The organism is Psychrobacter sp. TB20-MNA-CIBAN-0197 (assembly GCF_040309765.1).
GTDB lineage: Bacteria > Pseudomonadota > Gammaproteobacteria > Pseudomonadales > Moraxellaceae > Psychrobacter > Psychrobacter submarinus.
In genome coordinates this window covers 1-321 of record NZ_JBEOPC010000263.1, presented here as the reverse complement: position 1 = coordinate 321, position 321 = coordinate 1, and the positions used below count along the sequence as shown (strand labels likewise).

Here is a 321-nt window from a genome sequence, read left to right as displayed (position 1 = left end):
AGCCAGTATCGGCTCAGTCGCACCTTATGTCGGTTTGTTTGGCACAGTATGGGGTATTATGAATGCCTTTTTGGGACTCTCTCAAACGGAACAGGCGACTCTCGCTTCTGTTGCGCCAGGCATCGCGGAAGCACTCATTGCCACGGCGATGGGTTTATTTGCAGCGATTCCTGCTGTGCTCGCGTACAACCACTTTACGGCCAAATCGAGCCGCTTGTACGATTCACGCGCGTTATTCTGCGATGAGATGACAGGGATGCTCCAGCGTGAGACCAGTGCTCAAAGCGTGATAGACAGAGACACTGCCCTTAACAGCAATGC

Annotated in this window: 1 protein-coding gene; it reads left to right on the top strand. The window is 53.0% G+C overall.

Going from position 1 to position 321, the window contains the following annotated elements:
* Window positions 1-321: MotA/TolQ/ExbB proton channel family protein (locus AAEY83_RS13585; RefSeq protein WP_351059596.1), on the top strand; the 321-nt coding region annotated here is incomplete at both ends.